This is a genomic window from Plantactinospora sonchi (assembly GCF_036422035.1).
In the GTDB taxonomy this organism is placed as follows: domain Bacteria; phylum Actinomycetota; class Actinomycetes; order Mycobacteriales; family Micromonosporaceae; genus Plantactinospora; species Plantactinospora sonchi.
The window spans coordinates 33,797-52,882 of the sequence record NZ_JAZGQK010000026.1 but is presented as its reverse complement, the minus strand read 5'-3'; the positions used below and the strand labels follow the sequence as shown (position 1 = coordinate 52,882).

The window sequence follows — 19,086 nt, the reverse complement described above, 5'->3', positions numbered from 1 at the left end:
GGTGGTGTCGCCGCTCACCAGGTGCCTTGCCGGTTCTATCTGTGTCCGTTCGGGGTGCCTGTCCGGATCCCACGCCGGGACGGGGCGGTGTGGATCGCTCTTCAGGATCTTCGTTACGATTGGCTACGCGACGGACGAGTCGACCGGGCGGTCGCGTCGGCGAGCCTCTGAGCCCGCCGCCGAGGAACGTCCGGACTCCACAGGGCAGGGTGGTTGCTAACGGCAACCCGGGGTGACCCGCGGGAAAGTGCCACAGAAAACAGACCGCCGATCGGGCGGTTCGTGCCTTCGGGCGTGGATCGACCGGTTCGGTAAGGGTGAAACGGTGGGGTAAGAGCCCACCAGCATCCCGGGTGACCGGGATGGCTCGGTAAACCCCACCCGGAGCAAGGCCAAGAAAGGGCCATCGCCGCAGGGTGACGGCTCGCGCAGGCGTTCGAGGGCTGCCCGCCCGATGTCTGCGGGTAGGCCGCTGGAGCCTGTCGGCAACGGCAGGCCGAGATGGATGACCGCCGCCGGCACCACCGGCAACGGTGCGTGCCGGGACAGAATCCGGCGTACAGGTCGACTCGTCCGTCGCCCTCCCCCCCCCGCCGCACCAGCCTGTCGTTGGCGCCCGCGCCGGCGGCTACCTCGCCGCCTGGCGGGCCGGCGCGACACCGGCCGGCCGAGGACGGTGTCGGCTCTGGGGCTGTTCGTCTGCGCCCTGCGCCGGCCCGCCGGACCATGTCCGAGTCAGGACAGCGTGCGCAGAACCCTACCCACCAGCCGGTTCGCGGCCACGTAGCCGTAGCGGCGTGAGTCGTCGCTGCGGGCCGCGTTGTCGCCGAGCACGACGAGGGCACCGGCCGGCACGACATCGTGGTCGACCTCGGCCAACGCCGGTACGGCCGCCCGTGGAACCGGATCGCCGGGCACCGCCGCGGCCCGCTTCACCAGCCACTCCGACCCGCGCCAGGGCGGCGGCGGAAGCGCCGGCACCCCGGCCGCAACCAGCCGTTCCCGCTCGGCCTCCAGCCGGTCCCGGTCGGCGTCGCGGGGATCGGCGAACACCACCACGTCGCCCGGCGCCACTGCGGCCACGGCGCACCGCCGGACCAGCACCCGCTGCCCGTCGGTGAACGTGGGCAGCATGCTCTCCCCACGCACGGTCACCACGACGAACCGGCGCCGGACGGCCGTGGCGACGCATCCGGCGAGCACCAACGCCGCCGCGACCGCGACCGCCGTCACCATGCGAGCCCGCCCACCGGCGACGGGGCGGTCCCGTCGCCGTCGCCGTCCCGGTACCCCCTGGCCTGCAGACCGAACAGGGTGGCGTACCGGCCACCGGCCGCCATCAGGTCGGCGTGCCGGCCGCACTCCACGACGTTTCCAGATTCCAGGACCACGATGCGGTCGGCCTCGCGCACCGTGGACAGGCGGTGGGAAATCAGGATGCTGGTCCGCCCCTGCCGGAGGTCCCGCAGGTGGGCGTGCAGCGTGTACTCGGCCTCCGCGTCCAACCCGGAACTCGGTTCGTCCAGGATCAGCACGTCGCGGCCCGCACGCAGTAGCGCCCGGGCCACCGCGACCCGCTGCCACTGCCCACCGGAGAGCACCGTGCCGGTCTCCGGTTCGGCCGGGTCGGCGAAGAACAGCCGGGACAGGAACGTGTCGTACCCGCGCGGCAGGCGCGCGATCGGGTCGTGGCAGCCCGCCAGCCGGGCCGCGTGTTCGATCGCGGCCGGGTCGTCGATCCGCGCCACGTCGCCGACGCCGATGTTCTCCGCGGCCGTCAGGTCGTAGCTCATGAAGTCCTGGAACACGACGCCGAGCCGGTCGCGCAGCTCGCCCGGGTCGAGGTCGCGCAGGTCCACGCCGTCCCAGTGGATGCTGCCGCGCACCGGGTCGTAGAACCGGCACAGCAGCTTCACCAGCGTGCTCTTGCCCGCGCCGTTGAGCCCGACCAGGGCGACCGACTTGCCCGCCGGGATGGTGAGCGTCACCCCGCGCAGGATCCACGGCTGGTCGTCGGCGTACCGGAACCAGACGTCACGCAGTTCGAGGCCGACCCGCAGGGACGGGCATGGCAGCGGCGCGGCGCGCACTGGGAGGTCGGCCGGTTCCGCCACGACCGCGCGGTAGTGGTCGAACAACAGCAGCGCCTGCTGCACCAGCCCGTACTGCGTCACCGTCCCGGTCAGCGCAGCCTGGGTACCGGCGACGGCCGCGATGAAGAGTGTGACGTCGCCCGCCGTCAGCCGGCCCCGGCCAGCCAGCCCGATGGCCCACACCAGCCCGGCCGCCGCGATCACCGAGCCGAGGACGGCGAGCGTCATGTGCCCGGCGAACGCGCGCCGGTCCACGGCCCGCTGTTCGCGGTTGATGTGGGTCAGTTCGCGCAGCAACCGGCCGGCGAAGAAGTCCCCGAGGCGGAACAACCGGAGCTCTTTGGCCGCCTCCAGGCTGGACAGCAAGGTGCTGTAGAAGGCCTCGCGCCGCTCGGCGTGGCTGATCCGCCAGGTCATCGCCGCCCGGCGGCGGCCCAGCGCCACCTCCACCCACAGGGTCGGAACGACGGCGGCGCACACCACCGCCACCATCACGGGCGCGACAGCCAAGAGGGCGCCGACGAACCCGGCGAACGTCAGGACACCCTGGACGATGCCGAACGCCCCGGTGACGATCTGGCCGGGGCCGGCGCGGCCGGCGTTCATGGCGAGCTGGATCCGGTCCTGGAACTGCGGTTGCTCCAGCCGGGCCAGGCCGGACATCCGGTTCACGGCTCCGTACAGCCGGGTCGTGACGACGACGCGGAGCGCGCGTTCCAGGGCCGCGTCGAGGTAGCGGGAGACGGCCGCCTCGGCGCCGACGGCGATCCCGAGGGCCCCGAGCCCGACCGCGAGCAGCATCAGGGACGCGTCGGGGGCGGCCGGTGCGGCCGTCAGGCGGTCGACGATCGCCCTGGTCAGCAGGGCCGCCACCCAGCCCCAGACGCCGGCCAGCACGGTGAGCAGCAGCTGGGTCAGCAGCACGCCCGGGGCGGCGGACCAGCACAGCCGCATGGCCGCGGCCAGGTGTCGCGCCGTGCCGGTGACGCCCAGCCGGACCGTGGCCCGGTCGACACCGGGACCGTCGGTCGAACCGGCCATCAGCTCGGAAGGCGGTCGGGCAGGAAGGCGGGCAGATGCGTGACCGCCATGGTCGCCCCCGTCACCCGACCGTCGGCGTCGAGCACGCCCATCGCGGGGAAGCCCCGGACCGCGAACGCCCGTTGCAGCGGGCCGTCGTGCGGCTCGGTGACCACCCGGGCGACCGGCTCCAGCGCGGCGAGGGTCGCCCGGTTGGCGTCGGCGTCACCGTCGACCACCACGGCCACCACCCGCTCGCGTCCGAGCGACCGGACCAGCGTCACGAACTCCGGCAGTTGCCGCCGGCACCCGTCGCAGTCGTGCGCGAAGAATCCGACGAGCACGCCGCGCAGGTCGTCGCGGGTCAGCGGTTCACCGGCGGTGGTGGTGGCCCCAGCGAACGGTGCGGGCCACGCACCGGCGGGGAGCATGATGTCCGCGTTGCTGGCGGCCCCGGACCGACCGGCGCGGAGGATCTCGCTGTGCACACGGAGTCTGCGGATCATCCCGAAGGTCAGCAGCAGGTTCAGACCGGTGACCATTGACAGCAGGACGACGACGGCGACGAGCACGGCGGACAGCACCTCCAACGGACCATGAGCCCGGTCCGGGTCGACAGACGAAGCGACGCGGTGGTGAACGGGCCGGTCCCGGCACTGGCGCCGGCCCGTCCACCACGGATCAGCAGCCCGCGTACCGCGCCTGGCAGCCCTGGTTGACCGGAGCGCCGTTCACCCACGTCCACAGCTCGTAGTAGCGGTAGTTGTTGAAGCAGTAGCAGTAGCGGCCCCAGTAGTCCGCGTTCGCCTCGGCCTCGGGAAGGAACAGGCCGATCGCCTTGTCGGCGGCCCGGCGCGCAAGTGACAGCATGTGCTTCTCCTCTGATCGATGGACGGCCAGGCCGGACGCCACCGACATCGGGCTCAGCCGGATACAGCCGCCGGATGGGCCGGTGCCGGGGACGCGGATCCGCCCGTTCCGACTCGGCTCCCGACAGCAACAAGCCGACCCCCCGTGTCGGTGGCTCGGCGCACGAATGGTAACATGCGTGCGTCGTATGATCGACAAACGTCAACGTCATGCGATCGGCGAGGGTCCAACCAGGACACGGCTCCGCGTCCACGCCGGCACGTCGGCCGGGTCGGCACCGCCGACGCCCAGCGAGACCTCGCCGTGCCGGGCCCGGAAGTTGAAGGGCTGCCCGTCCGGCAGCCGGCCCTCCACCCGCACCGGCGCCGCCGGGCAGATGAGGTCGGCCTGCCAGCCCTTGGCGCGGAGGGTGGCGACACGTCCAGCCAGGACGCCCGGTGCTTCCGGCGCCATGGCGATCGCGCGGCACGTCCGGGTGTACACGCACCTGATGCCGACCAGCGAGGAACGTACCCGGCGTGCCATAGATCATCTGTTCGATGAGGAGAACGACGATCCCGATGAGGCGGCGTAGCGGTGGTGCCTGATCTTCGGAGGTCGCCGGGATGCCAAGCTGTCACGATGAATCCGCTTGAACTCATCGAGTTGACGCCGGGAGAGTTCTGCTTGTCGCTGGATGCGGGGACTACCTCGGTTGACGACGTGGTCGAGGAACTTGGTCATGTGCCCAACGGCTACTTCTGGGAAGGGGTCGCGCAGTGGCTTATCAAGACCGAGGCTCCGGCGTTGGAGGGCCGGTTCTCCTTCGATCCCGAAGGCGGCATGTTCTGCGCCTACGGGGCTGACCGGAGCGAGCTGGAGAGTCTTGCCCTTCGGATGGCTGTGGTCGCGAACGACCCTGCGCACGTGCGGCAGTTGATCGCGTCGGCCGAGGCGGACGGTTTCGAGTTCGACGATTGATCTTGCGTCCTCCGTGGGGCCCCATCCGGACGGGCGGTCGAAGGTCGGTTCGGCCCCCGGGGGAAAGGCTCTGACGGCCCGGCGACGGCCCAGAGCGGTTGTCTCCGCACTCAGCTCCTGGTCAGTGGGGCGTCGGGTTCATCCGGCGTACGGATGGCGCGGTGCAGCGCGACGACACCGCCGCTGAGGTTGCGCCAACTGACCCGCTGCCAGCCCGATGCGGCGATCCGCTTCGTCAGGTCCGGCTGGTTCGGCCAGGCACGGATGGATTCGATCAGGTAGACGTAGGCGTCGGGGTTGCTGGACACCCGTCGGGTCACCACGGGTATGGCCCGAAGCAGGTGCGCGAGGTAGAACGTGCGGAACGCCGGGTTCGTCGGATGGCTGCACTCGCAGACCACAAGCCGCCCGCCCGGTCTGACGACCCGGGCGAACTCGCGGAAGGCGGCATCGAGATCGACCACGTTGCGCAGGGCGAAAGAGATGGTAACCGCGTCGAAAGCACCATCCGGAAACGGCAGGCACAGCGCGTCGCCTGCCACCAGCGGCACGGCGGGCCGGACGCGTCGGCCGACCTCCAGCATGCCGGTGGAAAGATCCACTCCCACTGCGAACGCCCCGGAACGGGCCAGTTCCTCGGTGGAAACGCCGGTGCCGGCGCCCACGTCGAGCACGCGTTCGCCTGGGCGCAGGTTCAGCGCCGCTCTGGTCGCTTGCCGCCACCTGGTGTCCTGGCCGAAGGAGATGATCCTGTTGGCAAGGTCGTACCGTTCGGCGACGCCGTCGAACATCGCGGCGACCGCCGGCGGCTGCTTGTCCAGACCTGCCCGCGTCATGCTGTCCTCGTTGACGACGGCGTGGCGGTCACGAGCAGGTACTCGAGTCCCAACCGGAAGCGACCGCCCTCGGACACGCCACGGTCGCCAACAAACGAGCGCAGGTCCGCGCGCAACGCCTCCCACCGGCACTGGGCCACGAGCCGATCCCGTTCGGCGACGACGTGCCCGGCGGTGTCGATGAGCAGGTTGGTCGCCGCCTCGGCGTCGGTGAAGCTCAGATCCAACCGGTGAACGTCCGCCGATGTGGTCCGGAGGTCGGCGGCCGCCAGGATCCGGTCGACCAGCGTGCGGTCACCCCAGCGGCTCGGCGGGGCGCTTGCGGCCGGAGGCGGCGGTAGATAGCCGGCGAGGACCTGTCCCATGGCCGGCATCAGACTGCCCGGTGTCCAGGCAGCCAGCAGAACCCGGCCTGAGGAAACACAGACCCGGCTCAGCTCCCGGGCCGCCGCATCGTGGTCGTTCGCGTACATGACGCCGAACACGGAGAGGACCACTTCGGCCGAGTCGTCGGCCAGGGGCAACCGGCATACGTCGCCGAGCCGCCAATCGACCGCCAGGCCGTCATCCGCGGCGCGCCGTCGGGCCAACTCCAACAGCGCGGGCTCCAGATCCACCCCGACGGTACGGGCGCCACGCTGTGCCGCCAGTATGGCCGCGTTGCCCGTACCGGTGGCCAGATCGACCACCCGGTCATCCGGCCGTATCGCGGCGGCTGCCACCACCGCTTCGGCGACCGGCATCAGCTGTCGCGCCATGGCCGGATAGTCGCCGGCGGCCCACGTGGTCACGGATGCATTCATCACGGCTCCCTCAGCGGGGTAGGCGCGCTTGGATCCGTTTTCCGGATGAGCGTGGCGGACCTGGTCCGTCGCAGCGCCTCTCACTCCGGCATCGCTGACCGTAGATGGTCGAAATGATCCTGGCAATTCCCTGGCTGAGAAGCTTCTCAGTCACTCTCAGGCCGGCCACGAGCGGAATACAGACTCCGGACGGACCGACGACCGCGACGCCGCCTGTAATGCGTTGCCGACCTGTGCACCTTTCCGGACGTGGCCGAGACGGTTGACCGGCGGTGTCGCTCGACCCGTCCGGCTCCCGTACCGCCTGGCCGTCATCGTGCTGCCTCCTGGATTCGCAGGTTCGCCGGCGGCGGCCGGCGGCCGTCGGTGGCTTCCCGACCCGGCGTCGAAGGCGCGGGCGTTCGCCGCCGGCCGGCCCCCCCAGCGGAGTGCGGTTGCCTTGGCGGCCCGGAGGCCATGCCTGGTTGTGCGGCAGGAGGCCCTGCCCGCCGGAGGTGACGCCCTAGGTGAACGAACCGCGGTTCCGGGTCCGGTCGCCGATGGCTTTTAGTTCGGCTCGCGAAAGCTTGCGAGACCGGATGATCTCGAGGGAGTCCGCGTGCACCCCGGCATGCTCGGTGGCGTCATAGGCGCCGGCCAGAGCGTCCGGATCGGTGGAGTTCCGCAGGATGGCGACCAGCGCCTCCCACACCGCCCCTGTCGAAGCGTCGTTGCAAAGGACTGCCGCGCACACCGGCAGGTGCCGCAGCGGGTCGCCTGCCGCGACGGCCTCCAGGGCCTTTACCTGGATCGGATTGAGACAACCGGCCTGTGCCTGCAGCACCCGGCCAAGTTGTTGCAGGGGACCCCGCTGGAGGTAGCGGTTGACGAGCCGGCTGAGGCGGTCCCGTTCGTAGCTGCCCCACTGGGACCAGGACAGGGTGCAGACGGCGCCGACGGGACAGCGGTCGCCCTTCTTGACGACCAGTTGCTCAGCGGCGTCCCGGAGTTGGCGCTGCCCCTCGTCGTCGGCCTCCACGTACACGGTGAACAGCGCGGAGTGGTCGTGCGCCGCCCGGTCCGCGCGAAGCAGCGCCAGCGCCTCGTCGGGAGTCACCGCGACGTTTCCGTCGGCGAGCAGCCGGCCGCGACCGGGTCTCGATCCCGGTAGGTCGTCATGTGCTCTCCCTTGTCGGCTGCCGGATCCGTGAGCAGGACGCGGTTTGACGGTAGCAACGGCGAGACACCCCCGGTTCATCGATGGCGAGGACGCCGGGGCCCGCTTCCTGCCCGTCCACGATCACCCTGTCCGGCCGCACCGTGAACCAACCTGGTCGACCTCGTCCACGTCAACGCCGCCGAAAAGCTAGTACTCCAGCACGGTTTTAGGGTTCGGTGAGGGCTTGTCGGGCGTAGTGGCTTGTCTTGGCTTGGTGTTGGTGTCTGCGTCGGTAGATGGACCAGGCGATGACGTCGGGGACGCGTCGGACGGGGTTGATGATCAGGGCGTGGAATAGTCGGCGTAGTTCGTTGACGGTGATCGTGGTCAGATCGTTTGGGCTGGTGGTGCTGGCCGCTGTTGCTGCGGCGAGGAATGCGTGAGTGGCGATGACCAGGGTGGTCCAGCGGTACCAGGCTTTCCAGCGGCGGTGCTGGTGCTGGTCCAGGCCGAGCCCGGTCTTGGTGGCTTGGAAGGATTCCTCGATGCTCCAGCGGCGGCCGGCCACGGCGGCCAGGTGGTGCAGCGGGACGGTTTCGGGTGCCCAGCAGCGGTAGAACGCCAGCTCACCGGTGGTGCGGTTGCGGCGGATCAGCAGCCAGTGGTGCCCGCCGTGCTGGTCGGCGGCGTGGGGCAGGGTGATGAATGCCCAGTCGTAGTAGCGGTGGCCCTTCGCCCCCGCACCGGCGGAGATCCGCTGCCAGGCGTGGCGGGGCAGCCGGCGGCGATGTGATCGGTGCGCAGGTCGAGGGCTGGTTCAAGAGCATCGCCGCCAACCCCGACAGCCGCCCTCAGGCGCGTCCCCACGGCGACGGCTGGGTCGTCAGCGGCACCCGCGACGGCATCACCTGCGTCGTTACCCTGGACAAGGACGACAGCATCTCCGGCGGCTTCCCCGTCAGCGGCGAGGGCGTCACCACCAACCCACCGGCCTAGCCACCGAACCCACGGGAGACCCATGGAAATCAACGATTACTACTGGTACAGCCGCCAAATCACCGACCAGCTCGCACCCAAGATCAGCCCGAAGTACCGGCCGATCGTCTTGGAATCCGGAGGCGCCGGGGCCTGGGACCTGGCGATCACGACGCTCGTCGGCGCCCTGTCGGAGGAGGACGTCGTGATCACCACGGCGGAGAAGGACGCGCTGCGGGAGCTCATGGAGTACCTCCGGCAACCTCTGACGCACCTGGAGCAGATCCGGACCTCGGACTGACGGCCGAAGCGTAGATCGGGCCCCTCGAACCCCTTTTTGAGGCGGGTTGATCAGGGATTCTTTGAGTGAATCTGCTGGTCGTCCTGCTCCTGAGCGGGGTGGGTTGATCCATGCCGCTGCGGGCAGGACTGCTGGTTCGGGGTGTTTACGGACGAATCGTTCGGGGTGGCGCTGGTAGGCGGCGGTCAGGACAGTCCTGCATACCGCCCGGACCGTCGTCGCCCGCGTGTTCGGCGATCGTCCAGCAGTTCTTGGTCGGTAGCGGTGCCAGCAGCCCGCTCACGAACTCCCGGACCCGAGGCCGCGGCTCGGGCCGGGCGAACCGTGCTCCGATCGTGTCCATCAGCTCGTCGAACACCCCGGCCCATCGCTGAGCGTCTACCCTGTAGGCGGCAGCCACCGCCGCATCCTGTTTGGTCCACACAACCTCAGGCTCGACGGTGGCTGCTTGCCGCCCACGGACAAGACCACACCCTCACCGCAGGCCAGAACGGATCTCCTGCTGGAGTACTAGGTTGCCGATGGTGGCGTCTCGACGCCGGACGGCAGGCCCTTGGCTCCCTGGCTCACCTCGGCCACACCGCCATCGAGCTCGTGACGCAGGTCACTGTCCTATAGGCCGATTTCCAATATGCGCATACGGTCGTCGACCCGCTAGCGTCGGTTCAGGAATTCGGGATTCCGATATCTCGGAACAGCAGTTCCTCGCCTCAATCATCAGGTATCACGCGTGGTTGTGGTGCCCTGCAGGCCGGAGAAGAATGAGGGTGAACAAAGTGGATCGGTCCGATGTCGTGGTGATCGGTGGCGGAATCCTCGGTTGCGCGACGGCGTTGCAGCTGCTGGCGGCTGGCGTACCCCGTGTTCGGCTGCTGGAGCGAGACGACGTCGGCGGCGGAACCACCGCGGCGGGTGGCGGTTTTCTCGGAAACTGGGCCCCGCATGGTCCTGAAGCGGTCGCCTACCGCTACGGCCGGAAGTTCTATTCCGGCCTTCACGCGGACGGTGTCGATATTGACTATCGCGAGAATTCCATGCTGTACGTCGCGGCCAGCGAGTCCGCTTGGGAAGACCTCGCGTGCAACGGGGACCAATCGACCCGGGTCGTCAGCCCGCAGGAGATCGAAGACCTGACCGGCGGCATCGTCCGTGCGGCCGCGATCCGTGGTGGTCTGCACGACCGCGACGGCGCGCAGGTGCATGCCCCGAAGGTCGTGGCAGCCCTGGCCGCTCGGGTCCGCGCCGCCGGCGGCATCATCGACACCCGGCGTCCCGTCACCGAGATCACCACTCGGGGCGGCCGGGTCGAAGCGGTGCAGACGGCTCACGGTCCGGTGGCATGCGACGCCGTCGTGGTGGCCGCCGGCGCGTGGAGCAGCGACCTCTGCCGCCAGTTGGGTTTCTTTCTTCCCGTGGTGCCCCAGGTGACATCGAGGATCACGACGGGGGCGAGGCAGGTGCCGGTGACACTGCCGACGCTCTTCTTCTCCGGCCTGGTTCCGGACGAACCGGGAGGCGGGACGATGTTGTGGGTGCGCGGGCATCACGGCGGCCTGGTCTGGGGCGGCACCTACGAAGTCCACCCACGCCACATCTTCGTCGACGCGCCGGTGCCCGACCGGCTGGACGAGCTACCGGTCGACGGCGTTCTGGAGATCCTTCGAGTCGCCGACCGCGGCGCCGAGGTGATCCCGTCGCTGGCAGGCCGCGAACGGCTCATGGTCAGGCACGGCACACCGTGCTACACCCCCGACATGCGCGCGCTGGTCGGCCCGATCCCCGGGGTCAGCGGCGGGTACCTCCTCGCTGGCGACAACGAGTCGGGCATCACCTACGGACCCGGCTACGCCAAAGCCCTCGCCGAACTCATCACCGGACGCCGAGACGACGTCGACGAGTTCGATCAGCTCCGTCCGGATCGCTTCGGCGACACCATCACCACCCAACAGCAGGTACTCGACGCCATGATGGACAGCTACAAGGCCATGTGAGCGCAGATCGCAGGTGGGACGGGGCCGTTCCGGGCTGCTCTGGACGACGAGGATGGCCTGGGTGGATGCGGTAAACGGCGACCCGGCCGCAAGCGCCGCTCTCCACGTGGCCTGCCCACCGGGCCTCCCCGCTGTTGGAGAGCCCACCCCGTCTGCTGGCGGCCCGGCGCAGAGCGGCCCGCCCCTTCACCCAGACACCCCCAGTCCGCCGCCGCTGCCCCTCGCCGGCCTCGACCGCGCCGGCCCGGTGATCGACAACCCCGCCGCACGCCCGTCACCTCTGAGCGGTCTGTGGGCTTGTCTTGTGGGCGGCGTGCCGGTGGCGTTGGCGCTGGTGGGCTCGTGCCGCGTCGTCCTGCCGAATCAGTTGGTCTGCCACTGGCCGCACGTCAGGGTAGCGCCAGGTGCACCGGGCTCTTGGTCGCTCCCGGCAGCTCGGCGTCATTGACGTACCGCACCTGCCCGAACCCCTGGACACAGCTCAACGGCACCAACGAGCTGCGGAACATCATCGTCCGACCGGTCACCAGGATCGTGCAACCGGCCGCGGAACCCCGACCGGCCCCACGGCCTCTCGTCTCTCCGGTGTCACTGGCCTGGATCGCTGGGGTCCGGCACGTCTCCGGGGCTCTCCACGTCGGTACTGGCGTTGACCTCGGCGACCTCGGCCTCGGGGATCCTCGCGACGAGGATCTGGAAGCAGCCGGGTTGCAGTGGCGGCCAGACGGCGAGCGGCGCCCCCTCCAGTTCCTCCGGCGACCCGTCCATCAGGGCGCCGAAGACGTAGTGGTCCTCGTCCACGCTGTAGCCGTTCGCCCACACCTCCAGCTGCGTACCGGACCTCAACCTGATCAGCCACCTCGACGGGGCCACCGCGTACTTCACGGCGGGGATGGTACGTGCCGACGGCGGTCGACGTCCGCCCCCTGTGACCCAGGCCGGCCCGGGGTGGGGACTGGTACGGCGGGCGGCAGCCGGACCCGCTGCGCCGTCGGCCTCCGGGCGAGCGGCTCGGCGAACGGTTTCCTGCCGACACCAGCACCGGCGCGGCACCGAGGACAACTGGCTCGGCGGCCCGGCCGTGATGTGGTGGGCCCACGCCGACGCCGCCACCTACCGACCCTGGCCGCACCGGGCGGGACTGACGGTCACCGCCGAGGGCTTCGTTCCGGAAGGCGGCAGCGGACACGCCCTCTTCCGGGCACGGCGACCACCGACCTGACCGAGTCCCGCCGGTCCCCGGAGACCGTGGCGGTGACGGCGCGGATGGGTGGAGCCGGTTGACCCAGCCGGCGGTCCGCCCGACGGCGAGCGGCGGCGGTACCGACCGTCCCGATGCCGGTACGCAGGAGATTGCCGGAAAGTCGCTGGCTTTCCCGGCCCGTCGGGGAAAGACTCCCGGCGTGACGCTGCACCATGACGAGATCCCGGTCGACGAGTCGCTTGTCCGGACCCTGTTGAAGGCGCAGCGCCCGGAGTGGGCAGACCTGCCGTTGTCGGTCGCGGGCTCGGGCACCGACAACACCATGTTCCGGCTCGGCGACGACCTGCTCGTGCGACTGCCGCGCACCCCCGACAAGGAGCTGTCGGTGCGGAAGGAGCGGGAGTGGCTTCCCCGCCTGGCGCCGCGCCTGACCGTCGCCGTTCCCGAGCCCGTCTACGCCGGCACGCCCACTCCGGCCTTCCCGCTGACCTGGTCGGTCTACCGCTGGATCGACGGTGTCGAACCCGGCCCGGACACCGTCCGCGAGTGGGCCGCCTTCGGCACGGACCTGGCGGCGTTCGTGCGGGATCTGCACAGCACTGATCTGCTGGGCGCGACCCGTACCGGCGACCTCAGCGGTTACCGGGGCGGCGACCTGCGGCCATGTGACCAGTCGGTCAGCGGATACTTCGAGGACTGCCGGGGCACTGTCGGTGCGACCCTCGACGTGCAGACCCTGGAGCGGCTGTGGCGGGACGCGCTCACCCTGCCCGGGCCGTCCGGACCCCACGTGTGGCTGCACAGCGACCTCAAGCCCACCAACCTGCTGGTGCAGGACGGCCGGCTGCACGCGGTCATCGATTTCGGCGGCCTCTCGGTCGGCTTTCCCGACGCGGAGCACGCCACCGTCTGGGACCTGCCGGCGCAGGCCCGACAGGCGTACTGGGACAGCCTCGACCTCGACGACCTGACCTGGACCCGGGCCCGCGCCTGGGCCATCGCGGTCGGCATCAGTGGCCTCGCCTACTACTGGTCCACCTATCCGGCCTTCGTCGCCGAATGTCAGGCACGGCTCCGGGCGATCCTCGACGACGCCGCCACCCGGTGACCCGCCTGCTCAGGGCTCTCCCACCGACGGATCAGCTCGGCCACCACGTCCTCGGCGGGTCGGCCGGCGTCGACGCTGACGAGGACGCCCCGGGCCGCGCCGACGGTGTTAGGAAGGGGCCCTTTCTCTACCGAAAGCGATAACAGGGGGCCCTTCCTTACCGGGGGACGGGGGAGGAGGGCGGGGTGGGGCTCGCGGTGGGTGGGCAGGGCACCTCGAGTTGGGAGAAGTCGCCGCGTTCCTCGTCGAGGGTCTGACGGAAGCAGACCGCCAGCTCGGTACGGGTCAGGCCGGCCATGCCGGGCCGGGACATCTCGACGTGCACCCGGAAGAGCAGCCGGACGCCGGGGGAGTGGCGCCGGTCGGTCCCGTCGACCCGCATCACGTCGACCCGGTCGTTCCGGGCGACGTCCTGCCCGAGTGCGGTGGCGTCGACGGCGTTGCCGTTCACGAGCGTGCGACCGATCAGAGCGGCACGGCGTACCGCTTCCGCGTGGGCCCTTTCCTCGATGGTCGGCGCGGTGGTCATGGTGAGCACGGTGTGCCCGGCGGCGCCGACGAGCAGCAGCAGAATGGCGAACACGACCATTGGCGGCACCCGGGGGAGCCGTCGTCTGTGACCCGCCTGTCGTATCGCACCCACACCGCGAATTGTGCTCCATTTCTCGCCGGCAAGTGCCCAGGTCAGGGCGATGGACCAGGCCGGGGTGACCTGTCCTGCGCCCCCCGGGAGGCCCGGCGGGCGGCGGGCGCGCAAACTTTCTTCCCGGGGCCGTGGGTCGCCTGTCGAGTCGTTCCGGACGACGATCACAGCGATGAATCCCTTGTCGTAAAAAGGCTTTCCCTCGTACGGCGACTCTTTGCCGATTAGGCGCCCGGGCATTTCGGATCGGGTCTACTGTGGAAGTCGCCCCGCCTTTTTGTGTGAAACGGTAGCGCCTCGTCGGTTTGCCGTGCACAGTGATGCCATGAGCGACAGCGGGAGTGGCGCGCAGTACTTCTGGTGCATCCGTCACCATCGGGTCGAGACCGATGCGGACGTGTGCCCGGCGAGGTACGTGCTCGGGCCGTACACCTCGGCCGCCGACGCGGAGCAGGCGCTTGAGCGGGTGCGAGAGCGCAACGAAACGTGGGAGGCCGAGGATGCCCGCTGGGCCGGGGAGGAGCGCTAGACCGGCACGGCGAGAGCCCGTGTCGAGGAACTCCGTGGTGCTCCGTGAGGAGACCCCCGAGAGCATGTCCCGCAAGGAGGAAACACAGATGGCCGAAGCAACCAGGGCCACCCGCCCGGTGGCGAGAAGTGCTGCCGGGAAGAAGACGATGGCGCGGAGTCGGACGGTGGGTGCCGCCAAGAGCACCTCCGCCCGGGGGACCGCGAGCACGTCGGCGGCGACCAAGGCGCCGGCGAAGAAGGCCCCGGCCAAGCGCGCGACAGCGGCCAAGAAGACGGCGGCGACCACGGCGCCGGCGAAGAAGGCGACGGCCAAGCGGGCGCCGGCGAAGAAGGCGACGGCGAAGAAGACCAGCACCGCCAGCCGTACGGGCGCCAAGCGCACCACCGCGGCGAAGGGTACGTCGGCGGCGCGGAAGACCACCGCAGCGACGAAGCGGACCACGGCGGCGACGAAGCGGACCACGGCGGCGGCCAAGCGCGGCACCACGACGGCGGCGCGGAAGACCACCGCGGCGGCCAAGCGGACCACGGCGGCGGCCAAGAAGGTGGCCAAGAAGGCCCCGGCGAAGAAGGCACCCGCCAAGCGCACGACGGCGGTGAAGGCACCCGCGAAGAAGGCGCCGGCCAAGAAGGCGGCGGCGAAGCGGACCACCTCGCTGACGAAGCGGACGACGGCGGGAACCAAGCGCACCACGGCGGCGAAGCGGACGACCGGCACCACCGGGGCGACCGCGGCACCGGCCAAGAAGATCACCGCCCGGAAGGCACCGGCGAAGCAGGCCGCCGCCCGAAAGACGGCGGCGAAGGCACCGGGTCGCAAGACGGCCCGACCGACCGCCCGGAAGATGTTGGGTTGAGCCAGGTCACCACCGGAACGCCTCGGAGCGGGGGCGTTCCGGTGGGCGCACACCGGCGGGCGGGCCCGGTGTCCGGCGATCCGACCGGCGGAATGGTGTGACCATGCGCATGGCGGCGGATCGCTCCGACGTTCGGTCGGATTTGCGAGGATGCCGGCATGGGATATGACGCGAGTACCCTCCCCGACGTGTCCGGACTGACCGTCGGCATCATCGGCGGCACCGGAGACCAGGGGCGGGGTCTGGCCTACCGGCTGGCGCGGGCGGGGCAGACCGTACTGCTCGGTTCACGGTCGGCCGAACGCGCGGTGCACGCCGCGGAGGAACTTCGTGGCATGCCCGGGCTACCGACCGACGTCTCGGTCTCCGGCGCCGACAACGTCGAGGTGGCGACCCGGAGCGACGTGGTTGTCGTCGCGGTGCCGTGGGCCGGGCACCGGGACACGCTCGCCGAGCTGCGGGAGCCGCTCGCCGGCAAGGTGGTTGTCGACTGCGTCAATCCGCTGGGCTTCGACAAGCAGGGGCCGTACCCGCTGCCGGTCGAGGAGGGCAGCGCCGTGCAGCAGGCGGCGGCGCTGCTGCCGGAGTCCCGGGTCTGCGCGGCGTTCAACCACGTCAGCGCGCCGCTGCTGGCCGATCCGGCGATCGACCGGATCGACCTCGACGTGCTGATCTGCACGGAGGAGCGGGAACTCGTCGGGATCGTGGCGGCGCTCGCCGCGCGGATCCCCGGCATGCGGGGCATCTACGCGGGACGGCTGCGTAACGCGCACCAGATCGAGGCGTTCACCGCCAACCTGATCGCGATCAACAAGCGTTACAAGGCGCACGCGGGGATCCGGGTCACCGACGTCTGACCGGGCGGTGACGTTCCCCGGGGGCACGGTTTGCAAGATGGCCGCGCGGACCGGCCCGGTCCGCGCGACGCACCGGGCGTGTCCCGCGGACCGGGCCGGTCACGGCTCAGAAGGTGTGGTCGAGGGTGGGGAAATCCCCGCCGCGCACCTCGGTGGCGAACCGTCGGGTCGCCTCGGTCAGTACCCCGTTCAGGTCGGCGTAGCGCTTGACGAAGCGCGGCATCCGGCCCGACCGCATCCCCGCCATGTCCTGCCAGACCAGCACCTGGGCGTCGCAGTCCGGCCCGGCGCCGATCCCGACGGTGGGGATCGACACCTCGTGGGTGATCCGCTTGGCGACCTCGCCCGGGACCATCTCCAGCACCACCGAGAACGCGCCGGCCTCGGCCACCGCGACCGCGTCCGCCACCACGTCCTCGGCGGCGTCGCCCCGCCCCTGCACCCGGTAGCCGCCGATCGTGTGCTCCGACTGCGGGGTGAACCCGACGTGCCCCATCACCGGGATCCCGGCCCCGGTTATCGCCCGGATCTGCTCGGCCACGCGCCGGCCGCCCTCCAGCTTCACCGCGTGGCAGCCGCCCTCCTTCATGAACCGTACGGCGGTGCGCAGCGCCTGGGTCGGCCCCTCCTCGTACGAGCCGAACGGCAGGTCGGCGACGACCAGCGCGTAGTTCGTCGCCCGGACCACCGCCCGGACCAGTGGCAGCAGGTCGTCGGCGGTGACCGGAACAGTGGTCTCGTAACCGAAGACGTTGTTCGCGGCCGAGTCGCCGACCAGCAGCACCGGAATGCCCGCCTGTTCGAAGATGGCGGCGGTGTACTGGTCGTACGAGGTGAGCATCGGCCACCGCTCGCCACGCTCCTTGGCGGCGAGCAGGTCGCGGGTACGTACCCGCCGGGTCGCCGGGCCGCCGTAGAGCGCGGTCACCTCGGCCGGGGCGGACTGCATCCCTTGCTCGGACATCCTTGTCTCCTCTCGCCTCGAGGCCGCGTCCGCGGTCCCCGGGTCACCGCCGATCGTCGCATCGATCCGGGTGCCGTCGGCAGAGCGGAGTGCAGGTTGTCACACCACGGGTGGCCCGCCCGGCGCATACCCGGGCGGGCCCTCCGGTCACCTCCGCTCGCGCCACCGGTTGGTGATCGGCAGCCGGCGGTCCCGGCCGAACGCCTTGATGGAGATTTTCGGGCCCGGCGCGGACTGCCGGCGTTTGTACTCGGCGACGTCCACCATCCGCAGCACCCGGTCCACCACCTCCGGGTCGTGTCCGGCGCCGACCAGGTCGTCCCGGCCCTGGTCGCCGTCGACGTAGCCGACCAGGATCGCGTCGAGTACGGAGTAGTCGGGCAGGGTGTCGCTGTCCAGCTGTCCCGGGCTCAGTTCGGCGCTCGGCGGCTTGCGGATCGAGTTCTCCGGGATCGGCGGGGTTCCGCCGCTGCGGACCGCCTCCGCGTTGCGCCAGTTCGCCAGCTTCCAGACCAGGCTCTTCCAGACGTCCTTGAGCGGGTTGAAACCGCCGACCGAGTCGCCGTAGAGGGTGGAGTAGCCGACCGCCAGTTCGCTCTTGTTGCCGGTGGTGAGGACGAGGTGCCCCTCCTGGTTCGACAACGCCATCAGCAGCACCCCGCGTACCCGTGCCTGCAGGTTCTCCACGGACATCCCGGACAGCGACAGGTTGGCCAGGTAGCTGTCGACCATCGGCTGGATCGGTTCGACCCGGAAGTCCAACCCGGTCCGCTTGGCCAGCTCGGCGGCGTCCTCCCGGGAGTGCTCGGAGGAGTGCTGGCTGGGCATCGAGACGCCGACCACCCGCTGCGGTCCGAGCGCGTCCACCGCGATCGCCGCGACCACGGCCGAGTCGATGCCGCCGGAGAGCCCGAGCACCACCGACCGGAAGCCGTTCTTGTCGACGTAGTCGCGCAGTCCCAGCACCAGCGCCTGCCAGACCTCACCCTCGTCGACCACCGGTTCGGTGATCCCGCCGGTGACCGGCGCCCCGACCGGGGCCGGCAGCGGGTCGCTGAGGTGCACCCGGGTGACGGACATCCCGTCGGGGCCGTCGGCCGGGGCCGGGTGTGCGGGTTCGGTGCCGGCCGGCGTCCGGGTGCTCGCGGCGGGCAGCTCCAGGTCGTGCAGGAGCAGGTGCTCGACGAACTGCGGGGCGCGGCTGAGCAGGGTGCCGTCCGGCGAGACGATCATCGAGTCACCGTCGAAGACCAGCTCGTCCTGGCCGCCGACCATGTTGACGTACGCGATCGTCGCGCCGGCCTCGGCGGCCCGGCGCCGGACCAGCGGCAGCCGTACGTCGTCCTTGTTCAACTCGTACGGCGAGCCGTTGATGTTGACGACCAGCCCGACCTCGGCGCGGCGGGCGACCGCGAACGGGCCCCCGGCCTGCCACAGGTCCTCGCAGATGGTGAGCGCGACGTCGACCCCGCCGATCCGGACCACCGGCAGGACGTCGCCGGGTACGAAGTAGCGGTCCTCGTCGAAGACGCCGTAGTTGGGCAGGTGGTGCTTGAAGTACCGGGCCGCCACCCGGCCGCCGTGCAGGACGGCGAGCGCGTTGCGTGGCCCGTGGGTCGGACTCGCCTCGGCGTTGGCGCTGGCCGGTCCGTCCGAGTCGAGGTAGCCGACCAGTACCGGCAGGTCGCCGAGCCCGTCGGTGACGAGGTCGGCGGCGAGCTGGTCCAGGGCGGCCCGCGACGCGGTGACGAAGCTGTTCCGGAAGACCAGGTCCTCCACCGGATAGCCGGTCAGCATCATCTCCGGGAACGCCACCAGCTGCGCGCCGGCGTCGGCGGCGGCCCGGGACCGTTGCCGGACGATCGCGGCGTTGCCGGAGACGTCGCCGACGGTGGGATTGACCTGGGCGAGAGCGATACGCAAGGTCGGCATGTC

22 protein-coding genes, 1 other RNA gene and 2 pseudogenes are annotated in these 19,086 nt (G+C 70.7%); 9 read left to right on the top strand and 16 right to left on the bottom strand.

The genetic code is table 11. The features are described 5' to 3' along the window. Positions 1–135 precede the first annotated feature (135 nt). Positions 136–576, top strand: an RNA gene (gene rnpB, locus V1633_RS27345) — RNase P RNA component class A. 159 nt (positions 577–735) lie between these two features. Here the strand turns inward: rnpB and V1633_RS27340 are convergent. From V1633_RS27340 to V1633_RS27320, 5 genes are all read right to left on the bottom strand, one after another. Beyond that, a complete protein-coding gene (locus tag V1633_RS27340; RefSeq protein WP_331217138.1) occupies positions 736–1,236 on the bottom strand; it encodes a S26 family signal peptidase in 501 nt (166 codons plus the stop codon). Further along, entirely contained in the window at positions 1,230–3,134 is a 1,905-nt protein-coding gene (locus V1633_RS27335) for an ABC transporter ATP-binding protein (protein WP_331217137.1), read from the bottom strand. Before V1633_RS27335 ends, V1633_RS27340 begins: the two co-directional genes overlap by 7 nt. Continuing rightward, positions 3,134–3,697, bottom strand: a complete 564-nt coding sequence (locus tag V1633_RS27330; RefSeq protein WP_331217237.1) for a TlpA family protein disulfide reductase — start codon at positions 3,695–3,697, stop codon at positions 3,134–3,136. The genes V1633_RS27335 and V1633_RS27330 overlap by 1 nt, the downstream gene beginning before the upstream one ends. A 97-nt stretch (positions 3,698–3,794) precedes the next feature. Further along, complete coding sequence (locus tag V1633_RS27325) at positions 3,795–3,983, bottom strand: hypothetical protein (protein ID WP_331217136.1); 189 nt, start codon at positions 3,981–3,983, stop codon at positions 3,795–3,797. 207 nt (positions 3,984–4,190) lie between these two features. Continuing rightward, entirely contained in the window at positions 4,191–4,508 is a 318-nt protein-coding gene (locus V1633_RS27320; protein WP_331217135.1) for a hypothetical protein, read from the bottom strand. A 96-nt stretch (positions 4,509–4,604) separates the two neighbouring features. On the opposite strand from V1633_RS27320, the gene V1633_RS27315 reads away from it, so the two are divergent. Continuing rightward, positions 4,605–4,943: an Imm51 family immunity protein gene (locus V1633_RS27315; protein WP_331217134.1), complete on the top strand. Its 339-nt coding sequence runs from the start codon at positions 4,605–4,607 to the stop codon at positions 4,941–4,943. A gap of 110 nt (positions 4,944–5,053) precedes the next feature. Here the strand turns inward: V1633_RS27315 and V1633_RS27310 are convergent, their stop codons facing one another. From V1633_RS27310 to V1633_RS37170, 4 genes are all read right to left on the bottom strand, one after another. After that, entirely contained in the window at positions 5,054–5,779 is a 726-nt protein-coding gene (locus V1633_RS27310; protein ID WP_331217133.1) for a demethylmenaquinone methyltransferase, read from the bottom strand. Then, positions 5,776–6,582, bottom strand: coding sequence for a class I SAM-dependent methyltransferase (locus V1633_RS27305; protein WP_331217132.1), 807 nt, complete (start codon positions 6,580–6,582; stop codon positions 5,776–5,778). The genes V1633_RS27310 and V1633_RS27305 overlap by 4 nt, the downstream gene beginning before the upstream one ends. Positions 6,583–7,084: 502 nt before the next feature. Continuing rightward, positions 7,085–7,678 (bottom strand): hypothetical protein, encoded by a 594-nt coding sequence (locus V1633_RS27300; RefSeq protein ID WP_331217131.1) that lies wholly within the window; start codon positions 7,676–7,678, stop codon positions 7,085–7,087. Positions 7,679–7,946: 268 nt separating this feature from the next. After that, positions 7,947–8,288 (bottom strand): hypothetical protein, encoded by a 342-nt coding sequence (locus V1633_RS37170; protein WP_456238645.1) that lies wholly within the window; start codon positions 8,286–8,288, stop codon positions 7,947–7,949. A gap of 221 nt (positions 8,289–8,509) precedes the next feature. Here V1633_RS37170 and V1633_RS27290 point away from each other — a divergent pair, with 221 nt between their 5' ends. Next, entirely contained in the window at positions 8,510–8,716 is a 207-nt protein-coding gene (locus V1633_RS27290; protein WP_331217244.1) for a hypothetical protein, read from the top strand. Between the two features lie 22 nt (positions 8,717–8,738). Next, positions 8,739–8,996 carry a hypothetical protein gene (locus V1633_RS27285; protein WP_331217130.1) on the top strand — a complete coding sequence of 86 codons (258 nt, stop codon included), beginning with the start codon at positions 8,739–8,741 and terminating at the stop codon, positions 8,994–8,996. Positions 8,997–9,089: 93 nt separating this feature from the next. Here V1633_RS27285 and V1633_RS37075 read toward each other — a convergent pair. Both V1633_RS37075 and V1633_RS27280 read right to left on the bottom strand, forming a co-directional pair. Continuing rightward, positions 9,090–9,221, bottom strand: a pseudogene (locus V1633_RS37075) (IS3-like element IS1141 family transposase); the annotation flags it as partial. Further along, a pseudogene (locus V1633_RS27280) lies at positions 9,190–9,339 on the bottom strand (IS701 family transposase); the annotation flags it as partial. The pseudogenes V1633_RS27280 and V1633_RS37075, both read right to left, overlap by 32 nt. Before the next feature lie 424 nt (positions 9,340–9,763). Between V1633_RS27280 and V1633_RS27275 the strand changes: the two are divergent. Further along, positions 9,764–10,987, top strand: a complete 1,224-nt coding sequence (locus V1633_RS27275; RefSeq protein WP_331217129.1) for an NAD(P)/FAD-dependent oxidoreductase — start codon at positions 9,764–9,766, stop codon at positions 10,985–10,987. Positions 10,988–11,376: 389 nt separating this feature from the next. On the opposite strand, the gene V1633_RS27270 is transcribed toward V1633_RS27275, so the two are convergent. Continuing rightward, positions 11,377–11,514, bottom strand: coding sequence for a hypothetical protein (locus tag V1633_RS27270; protein WP_331217128.1), 138 nt, complete (start codon positions 11,512–11,514; stop codon positions 11,377–11,379). Positions 11,515–11,575: 61 nt separating this feature from the next. Further along, positions 11,576–11,872, bottom strand: a complete 297-nt coding sequence (locus tag V1633_RS27265) for a hypothetical protein (RefSeq protein WP_331217127.1) — start codon at positions 11,870–11,872, stop codon at positions 11,576–11,578. Between the two features lie 518 nt (positions 11,873–12,390). On the opposite strand from V1633_RS27265, the gene V1633_RS27260 reads away from it, so the two are divergent. Further along, positions 12,391–13,299, top strand: coding sequence for an aminoglycoside phosphotransferase family protein (locus tag V1633_RS27260; protein ID WP_331217126.1), 909 nt, complete (start codon positions 12,391–12,393; stop codon positions 13,297–13,299). A gap of 157 nt (positions 13,300–13,456) precedes the next feature. On the opposite strand, the gene V1633_RS27255 is transcribed toward V1633_RS27260, so the two are convergent. Beyond that, positions 13,457–13,888 carry a hypothetical protein gene (locus tag V1633_RS27255; RefSeq protein WP_331217125.1) on the bottom strand — a complete coding sequence of 144 codons (432 nt, stop codon included), beginning with the start codon at positions 13,886–13,888 and terminating at the stop codon, positions 13,457–13,459. Between the two features lie 379 nt (positions 13,889–14,267). Here V1633_RS27255 and V1633_RS27250 point away from each other — a divergent pair, with 379 nt between their 5' ends. The 3 genes from V1633_RS27250 to npdG all read left to right on the top strand — a co-directional run bounded on the left by V1633_RS27250 (position 14,268) and on the right by npdG (position 16,187). Continuing rightward, positions 14,268–14,471, top strand: coding sequence for a hypothetical protein (locus V1633_RS27250; RefSeq protein WP_331217124.1), 204 nt, complete (start codon positions 14,268–14,270; stop codon positions 14,469–14,471). Between the two features lie 19 nt (positions 14,472–14,490). Further along, a complete protein-coding gene (locus V1633_RS27245; RefSeq protein ID WP_331217123.1) occupies positions 14,491–15,330 on the top strand; it encodes a histone in 840 nt (279 codons plus the stop codon). A 158-nt stretch (positions 15,331–15,488) separates the two neighbouring features. Then, entirely contained in the window at positions 15,489–16,187 is a 699-nt protein-coding gene (npdG, locus tag V1633_RS27240; RefSeq protein WP_331217122.1) for an NADPH-dependent F420 reductase, read from the top strand. Between the two features lie 106 nt (positions 16,188–16,293). On the opposite strand, the gene panB is transcribed toward npdG, so the two are convergent. Together panB and V1633_RS27230 are read right to left on the bottom strand one after the other, a co-directional pair. After that, complete coding sequence (gene panB / locus V1633_RS27235; protein WP_331217121.1) at positions 16,294–17,151, bottom strand: 3-methyl-2-oxobutanoate hydroxymethyltransferase; 858 nt, start codon at positions 17,149–17,151, stop codon at positions 16,294–16,296. 147 nt (positions 17,152–17,298) lie between these two features. Beyond that, positions 17,299–19,083, bottom strand: a complete 1,785-nt coding sequence (locus tag V1633_RS27230; RefSeq protein ID WP_331217120.1) for an NAD+ synthase — start codon at positions 19,081–19,083, stop codon at positions 17,299–17,301. Positions 19,084–19,086: the final 3 nt, after the last annotated feature.

Coding starts and splice junctions, on each gene's coding strand:
- V1633_RS27340 (WP_331217138.1), bottom strand. CDS start 1,236: ATGGTGACGGCGGTCGCGGTCGCGGCGGCGTTGGTGCTCGCCGGATGC.
- V1633_RS27335 (WP_331217137.1), bottom strand. CDS start 3,134: ATGGCCGGTTCGACCGACGGTCCCGGTGTCGACCGGGCCACGGTCCGG.
- V1633_RS27325 (WP_331217136.1), bottom strand. CDS start 3,983: ATGCTGTCACTTGCGCGCCGGGCCGCCGACAAGGCGATCGGCCTGTTC.
- V1633_RS27320 (WP_331217135.1), bottom strand. CDS start 4,508: ATGGCACGCCGGGTACGTTCCTCGCTGGTCGGCATCAGGTGCGTGTAC.
- V1633_RS27315 (WP_331217134.1), top strand. CDS start 4,605: ATGAATCCGCTTGAACTCATCGAGTTGACGCCGGGAGAGTTCTGCTTG.
- V1633_RS27310 (WP_331217133.1), bottom strand. CDS start 5,779: ATGACGCGGGCAGGTCTGGACAAGCAGCCGCCGGCGGTCGCCGCGATG.
- V1633_RS27305 (WP_331217132.1), bottom strand. CDS start 6,582: ATGAATGCATCCGTGACCACGTGGGCCGCCGGCGACTATCCGGCCATG.
- V1633_RS27285 (WP_331217130.1), top strand. CDS start 8,739: ATGGAAATCAACGATTACTACTGGTACAGCCGCCAAATCACCGACCAG.
- V1633_RS27255 (WP_331217125.1), bottom strand. CDS start 13,888: ATGGTCGTGTTCGCCATTCTGCTGCTGCTCGTCGGCGCCGCCGGGCAC.
- V1633_RS27250 (WP_331217124.1), top strand. CDS start 14,268: ATGAGCGACAGCGGGAGTGGCGCGCAGTACTTCTGGTGCATCCGTCAC.
- npdG (WP_331217122.1), top strand. CDS start 15,489: ATGGGATATGACGCGAGTACCCTCCCCGACGTGTCCGGACTGACCGTC.
- panB (WP_331217121.1), bottom strand. CDS start 17,151: ATGTCCGAGCAAGGGATGCAGTCCGCCCCGGCCGAGGTGACCGCGCTC.
- V1633_RS27230 (WP_331217120.1), bottom strand. CDS start 19,083: ATGCCGACCTTGCGTATCGCTCTCGCCCAGGTCAATCCCACCGTCGGC.